This window comes from Rhizobium sp. UBA1881 (genome assembly GCF_002338015.1).
Classification (GTDB): Bacteria; Pseudomonadota; Alphaproteobacteria; order Rhizobiales; family Rhizobiaceae; genus Rhizobium.
In genome coordinates this window covers 1-7,109 of record NZ_DDHH01000112.1, presented here as the reverse complement: position 1 = coordinate 7,109, position 7,109 = coordinate 1, and the positions used below count along the sequence as shown (strand labels likewise).

The 7,109-nt window shown below is 63.2% G+C and carries 7 protein-coding genes; 5 read left to right on the top strand and 2 right to left on the bottom strand.

What is annotated here, in order from left to right; all coding sequences use genetic code 11:
- Window positions 1–63: 63 nt before the first annotated feature.
- The gene (locus B3605_RS13430) at window positions 64–1,071 is read right to left on the bottom strand and encodes an MBL fold metallo-hydrolase (protein WP_112946129.1); all 1,008 of its coding nucleotides are present in this window, start codon (window positions 1,069–1,071) and stop codon (window positions 64–66) included.
- A gap of 317 nt (window positions 1,072–1,388) precedes the next feature.
- On the opposite strand from B3605_RS13430, the gene ffh reads away from it, so the two are divergent.
- The 5 genes from ffh to trmD all read left to right on the top strand — a co-directional run bounded on the left by ffh (window position 1,389) and on the right by trmD (window position 5,101).
- Window positions 1,389–2,966 carry a signal recognition particle protein gene (ffh, locus tag B3605_RS13425; RefSeq protein ID WP_112946140.1) on the top strand — a complete coding sequence of 526 codons (1,578 nt, stop codon included), beginning with the start codon at window positions 1,389–1,391 and terminating at the stop codon, window positions 2,964–2,966.
- Between the two features lie 16 nt (window positions 2,967–2,982).
- Window positions 2,983–3,303, top strand: coding sequence for a chorismate mutase (locus B3605_RS13420; RefSeq protein WP_112946130.1), 321 nt, complete (start codon window positions 2,983–2,985; stop codon window positions 3,301–3,303).
- 51 nt (window positions 3,304–3,354) lie between these two features.
- Complete coding sequence (rpsP, locus tag B3605_RS13415) at window positions 3,355–3,723, top strand: 30S ribosomal protein S16 (RefSeq protein WP_037182500.1); 369 nt, start codon at window positions 3,355–3,357, stop codon at window positions 3,721–3,723.
- A 119-nt stretch (window positions 3,724–3,842) separates the two neighbouring features.
- On the top strand, window positions 3,843–4,412 hold the full coding sequence (gene rimM, locus B3605_RS13410) for a ribosome maturation factor RimM (RefSeq protein WP_296434444.1): 570 nt from the start codon (window positions 3,843–3,845) through the stop codon (window positions 4,410–4,412).
- 8 nt (window positions 4,413–4,420) lie between these two features.
- Entirely contained in the window at window positions 4,421–5,101 is a 681-nt protein-coding gene (gene trmD / locus B3605_RS13405; protein WP_112946142.1) for a tRNA (guanosine(37)-N1)-methyltransferase TrmD, read from the top strand.
- A gap of 377 nt (window positions 5,102–5,478) precedes the next feature.
- Here the strand turns inward: trmD and B3605_RS13400 are convergent, their stop codons facing one another.
- Window positions 5,479–6,936 (bottom strand): NCS1 family nucleobase:cation symporter-1, encoded by a 1,458-nt coding sequence (locus B3605_RS13400; RefSeq protein WP_112974541.1) that lies wholly within the window; start codon window positions 6,934–6,936, stop codon window positions 5,479–5,481.
- Window positions 6,937–7,109 lie beyond the last annotated feature (173 nt).

Genomic DNA, 7,109 nt, shown 5'->3' with positions numbered 1-7,109 from the left:
GTGCCGAGGATCTAAGCACGTCCCCAGCACTGCAACGGTCATGGATGCAAAAACGAACGAGCATCACGCCAACGGCACATCGAACACCTCGCCGGCCCTCAGCGGACGAAAACGCTCCGGTGCCACGCCATGCTCGCGCAACGCGACTTCCAGAGCGCTGACTGGCGCGTCCATCGCCTCGTCGGTCAGCTGGAATGTCGCGAAGTGGTGGCCGGCGACGTGGGCGGCATTGGCGAGTTGCATGCCGCGGACGGCTTCGTCGGGGTTCTGGTGCTGCCCCTTCATGAACCATCGCGGCTCGTAGGCGCCGAAGGGCAGGATGGCGAGGCGGAAGGGGCCGTGTTTCTCGCCAGCCGCTCGATAGTTGATGCCGTCGTGAAAGCCGGTGTCGCCGACGTGGTAGATCTTGCCCGATGGAGTCGAGATGACGAAGGCGGCCCAGAGCGCCATGCTGCGGTCACCAGTGCCGCGCGCCGACCAGTGATGCGCCGGTTCGGCGTCGACAGTTATGCCATCAGAGATCGCGATGCGGTCGCCCCAGTCCATGACGGAGATCCTGGCATCGGGCGCGGCGCGGCGGATGATCGTGTCGTTGCCGAGCGGGGTAACGAAATGCGGGCGGTGGGCCGCCTGGAGCCGTTTCAGCGTCGCGACGTCGAGATGGTCGTAGTGATTGTGCGAGACGAGCACGAGGTCGATCTTCGGCAGATCCTCGAAGCGGATGCCGGGGGCGGTCACGCGCTTCGGGCCGGCGAAAGAGAAGGGGCTGACGCGGTCGGACCAGACGGGGTCGGTCAGGATGTTGAGGCCAGCTACCTGCACCAGCATCGAGGCGTGGCCGACCATGGTGACCCTCAGGCCGTCGCCTTCGATGCGAGCATCGGGTTTCGCCTGCGGGAAGGGGCTCGGCACCTGCTTTTGCCAGCTCTGCCGCTCGCCGTTGAACTGCCAGCGCAGCATGGCGCGGAAGCCGAGAGGCGCGATGCCGCCGGGGTTGAAGAAGCGGGTGCCGTCGAAATGGTCGGTGACCGGGCCTTGATAGTAGGGATTTTTGGGTTTGGCGTTTGCCATGCGGTGGGAGCCTTGTCGCCGTGATATGCTGTTCGGGCTTCTGCATTTGGGTTGCCGCGCCGGCCTTTGAAAGGCCGAAAACCGCTTATTTGCCCTGATTGCCTTGACTCTCCGGCCGTTTTCCTGTTTACCGCCGCTCAATCTGCGACGAGCTTCAAGACTCGAGCCACCGACCGGGACCCGCAAAGGTATAAATCGATCCCGGAGGTCCACACCCGACAGCGCGATGCGCCCTCGGGTGCTTTTTGGCTATGCGTCTTGTTTTCGTCAAGGAAAAGCACAAGGTTTCCCTATCCGGAAATCACAAGGAAGAGCCGATGTTTGAGAACCTCCAGGACCGTCTTGGATCCATTCTGAATGGACTGACAGGCCGTGGCGCGCTTTCGGAAAGCGATGTTTCCGCAGCGCTGCGCGAGGTTCGCCGTGCGCTTCTGGAGGCCGACGTCGCGCTCGACGTGGTGCGCGCCTTTACCGACCGCGTCCGTGAAAAGGCCGTCGGCGCCGAGATCCTGAAGTCAATCAAGCCCGGCCAGATGGTCGTCAAGATCGTCCATGACGAGCTGATCGAGATGCTCGGCGGCGAAGGCGTGGGCGTCGACCTGCATGCGGCTGCCCCCGTCGTCATCATGATGGTTGGCCTGCAGGGCTCGGGCAAGACGACGACGTCTGCGAAGATCGCCAAGCGGCTCACCGACCGCGAGAAGAAGAAGGTTCTGATGGCGTCGCTCGATACGCGACGCCCGGCCGCCCAGGAGCAGCTGCGCCAGCTCGGCGTGCAGACCAATGTCGACACGCTGCCCGTGATCGCCGGCCAGTCGCCGACCGATATCGCCGCGCGCGCCGTGCAGGCAGCCCGGCTCGGCGGCCATGACGTCGTCATCCTCGACACCGCCGGCCGTACGCATATCGATGAGCCCTTGATGGTCGAAATGGCCGACATCAAGAAGAAGTCGAACCCGCATGAAATCCTGCTGGTCGCGGATAGCTTGACCGGTCAGGACGCCGTCAACCTGGCGCGCAACTTCGACGAACGCGTCGGCATTACCGGCCTCGTGCTCACCCGCATGGACGGCGACGGCCGTGGTGGTGCGGCGCTCTCGATGCGTGCCGTCACCGGCAAGCCGATCAAGCTCATCGGTGTCGGCGAGCGCATGGGCGAACTCGAAGAGTTCCATCCGCGCCGTATCGCCGACCGCATTCTCGGCATGGGCGACATCGTCTCGCTGGTCGAGCGCGCCGCCGAAAACATCGACGCCGAAAAGGCGGCCGCCATGGCCGCCAAGATGGCCAAGGGCAAGTTCGACCTTAACGACCTCGCCGACCAGCTGCGCCAGATGCAGAAGATGGGTGGCATGGGCGGCATCATGAGCATGATGCCCGGCATGGCGGGGATGAAGGACAAGATGGCTTCGGCCGGCCTCAACGACAGCCTGTTCGGCCGCCAGCTGGCGATCATCGGCTCGATGACCAAGGCCGAGCGCGCCAACCCTGACATGCTCAAGCATTCGCGCAAGAAGCGCATCGCGGCCGGCTCGGGCACCGACGCCTCCGACATCAACAAGCTTCTGAAGATGCACCGCCAGATGGCGGACATGATGAAGATGATGGGCGGCAAGGGCAAAGGCGGCATGATGAAGCAGATGATGGGCGGCCTTGCCGGCAAGATGGGGCTTGGCGGCCTCGGCGGCGGCATGGGCGGCATGCCCGATCTCTCCAACATCGATCCGAAGCAGCTCGAAGCCTTGCAGAAGCAGGCGGAAGCAGCCGGCCTCGGCAAGCCGGGTGGCGGCATGCCGGGCCTCGGTGGCGGTGGCTTGCCAGGTCTCGGTGGCGCCAAGCTGCCCGGCCTCGGCGGTGGTTTCCCGGGCCTTCCCGGCCTGCCCAAGAAGAAGTGAAGGGACGCTTTGAACCATGACCGAGAATGAGATCAAAGCCCAGCTCTCCAGCTACCGCCAGTCGATCGACAATATCGACGCGGCGCTGGTGCATATCCTGGCCGAACGTTTCCGCTGCACCAAAGAGGTCGGCGTTCTCAAGGCCAAGTACAAGTTGCCGCCGGCGGACCCGGCGCGCGAGGAATACCAGATCGAACGCCTTCGCCGCCTGGCCAAGGACGCCAATCTGGATCCGGATTTCGCCGAGAAGTTCCTGAACTTCGTCATCAAGGAAGTCATCCGGCATCATGAGCAGATCGCAGCGGATCACGCCGAACAGGGCACTGCTGCAAAGTAACAAGGCCGCTTCAATAAAAAGCGGTCCGGACACATCCAAGGAGTAAATGAAATGGCACTGAAAATTCGTCTCGCACGCGGTGGTTCCAAGAAGCGCCCGTACTACCACATCGTTCTCGCCGACGCCCGTTCGCCGCGCGATGGCCGCTTCCTCGAGAACCTCGGTTCCTGGAACCCGATGCTCGCCAAGGACAACGATGCCCGCGTCAAGCTCGACGCCGACCGCATCAAGCATTGGCTCGATCAGGGCGCACAGCCGACCGACCGCGTTCTGCGCTTCCTGAACGAAGCCGGCCTTGCAAAGCGCGAAGCCAAGAACAACCCGGAAAAGGCAAAGCCCGGCAAGCGCGCTCAGGAGCGTGCAGCTGAAAAGGCTCAGAAGATCGCCGACGCCGCAGAAGCTGCTGCTTCCGCGGAATAATTCCGGGCTTCGGCCTTGATCGAACGGGCGGCATGGCGACATGCCGCCCGTTTTCGTTTCCATTCCCGTTCACTTCGGCTATGACGAACCAAACCTCCGGCTTCGACATTAGGGACGCCATGACAAAGCTAGAAAATCCGGTGCTGATGGCAACGATCGGTGGCGCGCAGGGGCTGCGCGGCGAAGTGCGCGCCAAGTCCTACAGCGCCGATCCGACCGCGCTCGGTGATTACGGCCACCTGCACAGCATGGATGGCCGCAGCTTCGAGGTGCTTGAAATCCGCGAGATGAAGAATGTCGTCGTCGTGCGCTTCCGGGGGATCAACGACCGCAACGCCGCCGAGGCGCTGAACGGTCTCGAGCTCTATATCGACCGCGACAACCTGCCTGACGACAAGCTTGAGGAAGACGAGTTCTTCTATGCCGATCTCGAGGGGCTCGAGGCCGTCGACGACCAGGGCGTCAGCTACGGCACCGTCACCGGCATCTTCGATTTCGGCGCCGGCGACCTGCTGGAGCTCAAGGGTCCCGGCAAGCGTCCGGTGCTGATCCCATTCTCCGAAGCCTCGGTGCTGGAGATCGACCTCGAAGCAGGCAAGATCACCATCGATCCGCTCGCTTCCGGCCTCGTCGATAGCGACGATGACGGTCCGTCGTTTACGCCTGATGAGCCGAAGAAAAAGAAGTGAGCGATAAGATGGCCTTCCGGGCGACTGTCCTGACACTCTACCCGGAGATGTTTCCCGGCCATCTCGGCTATTCCCTTGCCGGCAAGGCGATGGAGCGCGGCCAGTGGGCCCTTGAGCCCGTGCAGATCCGCGACTTCGCCACCGACAAGCACCGCACCGTCGACGACACGCCGGCCGGCGGCGGCGCCGGCATGGTGCTGAAGCCCGACGTGCTCGCCCGCGCCATCGATACGGTCTCCGAAAACGACACCCGCCCGCGCCTCCTGATGAGCCCGCGTGGCAAGCCTTTGACGCAGAAGCGCGTGCGCGAGCTGGCAGCCGGCGACGGCGTCATCATCGTCTGCGGCCGTTTCGAGGGCGTGGACCAGCGGGTGATCGACGCGCGAGAACTGGAAGAAGTATCGATCGGCGACTACGTGCTCTCAGGCGGCGAACCCGCGGCACTCACCGTGCTCGACGCGATCGTCCGCATCCTCCCCGGCGTCATGGGCAACGACCTCTCCGGCCTGCACGAGAGCTTCGAGGGCGGTATGCTGGAGCATCCGCACTATACGCGTCCGCAGGAATGGGAGGGGCGCGAGATCCCCGCGGTGCTGACATCGGGCAATCACGGCGCGATCGAGAAATGGCGCCGCGAGCAGGCGCTGACGCTGACGCGTGAGCGGCGTCCGGATTTGCTGGGCGAGTAGGGCTTGCGGCGACGGCGGGATAGTTGAGCGTCAGTGGTAACCCATTGAAACGCTGAGTTAAACACCCTCTCGACGTCATCCTCGGGCTTGTCCCGAGAATCTAAGCACGCTGCCCGGAGTGCGACGGTGCTGACATTTTCGGCGAGGCAACGGCCGTCGTAGCGTCTCACCGGCCTTTTGAGCGGGCTACCAAGTGTCCATCCGCGTCGAGCAAGTGGAGACGACAGCAGATCCTCGGCACAAGGCCGAGGATGACGGTTGAGTGAGCGGCTTCGATCTGTAACCTGTTGAAACGCAGAGCTAAACATCTCTATCGAAGACTCGGCCGGCGGCATCCGATGCAAAGAAATATGCCCGGCCGAAGCCGGGCACTGCATTTACCGCGAGGCAGCACCGACGGCGGAGCCGCGGGTGGTCATGCGCAGGAGATAATAGACCCCGCCGCCGATGCCGACGCCGAAGAACCAGCCGTATGTGCCCCACCATTCCGGCAGGACCGAGGTGAAGGTCGGCAGGATCGACGAGAAGAGCGCGCCGATCGCAAACGCGATGAAGGCGTTGACGTGCCAGCCGCTCTGGAAGCGGAATTCGCCGTCTTCGCGGTAGAGGGCCGCGACGTCGAGTTCGCCCTTCCGGATCAGATAGTAGTCCACCATCATCACCCCGAAGATCGGTCCCATGGTCGAGCCGATGAAGTTGACGAAGTGGGCGGCACCCGTCTCCCAGGGGGCGAAGGGGTAGAGCACCAGCGCGATCAATGCCGCGATAACGCCGCCGCGCTTGAAGCTGATGTGGCGCGGGAAGACGTTGGAGAAGTCGAAGGCCGGCGAGACGAAGTTGGCGACGACGTTGATGCCGAGCGTCGCCACCGCGAAGGTAAGCGCTGCCAGAAGCGCCAGGAACCAGCTGTCGAACTTGGCCGAGATGGCTTCGGGATGCAGCAGCACCTCGCCATAGACGGTGAAGGCGGCCGTGGTCGTGACACCCGCCACCAGGCAGAAGGCGAGCAGGTTGATCGGCAGGCCCCAGAGATTGCCCTTTCGCAGCGTCTTCACATCCTTGGCGTAGCGCGAGAAGTCGCAGAAGTTCAGGTAGAGAGCGGCGAAATACGTGATCCAGGTGGCGGCGACGGCGGCGAGCGCAGGCAGGGTGCCCGGTTCATAGGGAACGCCGGCATCCTTGGTCTTTTCGATCAGCACGTCGCGCGGGATCTCGGCTCCGAAGGAGAAGGTGCCGGCCTTGACGACGAGATAGACGGCCAAGACGAGCATCATGATCCAGACGGCCGGTCCGGCCCAATCCTGGAACTTGCGCACCGTTTCCATGCCGCGCTGGATGATCAGGAGCTGCAGTGCCCAGACGATGACGTAGCAGATCACCTCCAGCGTCGAGTGGCCGAGGAAATGGCTGTTCTGGTGGAAGGCGAGAATGCTCTCGTGGCGGATCAGCAGCGCCACAATGGCGCCGGAGGCGGCGGCCGTCTGCGCGCCATACCAGAAGCAGGCGACGACCGCGCGCACCAGCGCCGGCGCATTGGCGCCGAAGGTGCCGAAGGAGGCGCGGGCCAGAACCGGGAACGGCACGCCCGTCTTCACGCCGGCATTGCCGACAAGGCTCATCAGCACGAAGATGACCAGCGAGCCGAGGCCGATGGCGATGACGAAATTGATGAAGCTGCCGCACAGAAGAAAAAGACTGGCGGCGAGATAATAACCCCACAGGCTGTGAACGTCCGAGGTCCAGACGTTGAAGATGCTGAAAGCGCCCCACTTCCTCTCCCGAGCGGGCGCCAGATCCTCGTTGTACAACGAGGGCGACGGATTGCCAGATGTCATGTAATCCCCTCCTAGGATTCGCGGGCCACAAAATGGCCACAATCGAACTTGCTCCCGATTTGGGCATTTGACAAATATTTAATCAATAATGCACAAGTGTGGGGTGAGGTTTGGTTTGACGTTGTGCCTAGGATACCCCCCTCTGTCCTGCCGGACATCTCCCCCACAAGGGG

Excerpts from the sequence above, each read along its gene's own strand:
- B3605_RS13400 (WP_112974541.1), bottom strand. The coding sequence starts at position 6,936 with ATGACATCTGGCAATCCGTCGCCCTCGTTGTACAACGAGGATCTGGCG.
- ffh (WP_112946140.1), top strand. The coding sequence starts at position 1,389 with ATGTTTGAGAACCTCCAGGACCGTCTTGGATCCATTCTGAATGGACTG.
- trmD (WP_112946142.1), top strand. The coding sequence starts at position 4,421 with ATGGCCTTCCGGGCGACTGTCCTGACACTCTACCCGGAGATGTTTCCC.
- B3605_RS13420 (WP_112946130.1), top strand. The coding sequence starts at position 2,983 with ATGACCGAGAATGAGATCAAAGCCCAGCTCTCCAGCTACCGCCAGTCG.
- rimM (WP_296434444.1), top strand. The coding sequence starts at position 3,843 with ATGACAAAGCTAGAAAATCCGGTGCTGATGGCAACGATCGGTGGCGCG.
- rpsP (WP_037182500.1), top strand. The coding sequence starts at position 3,355 with ATGGCACTGAAAATTCGTCTCGCACGCGGTGGTTCCAAGAAGCGCCCG.
- B3605_RS13430 (WP_112946129.1), bottom strand. The coding sequence starts at position 1,071 with ATGGCAAACGCCAAACCCAAAAATCCCTACTATCAAGGCCCGGTCACC.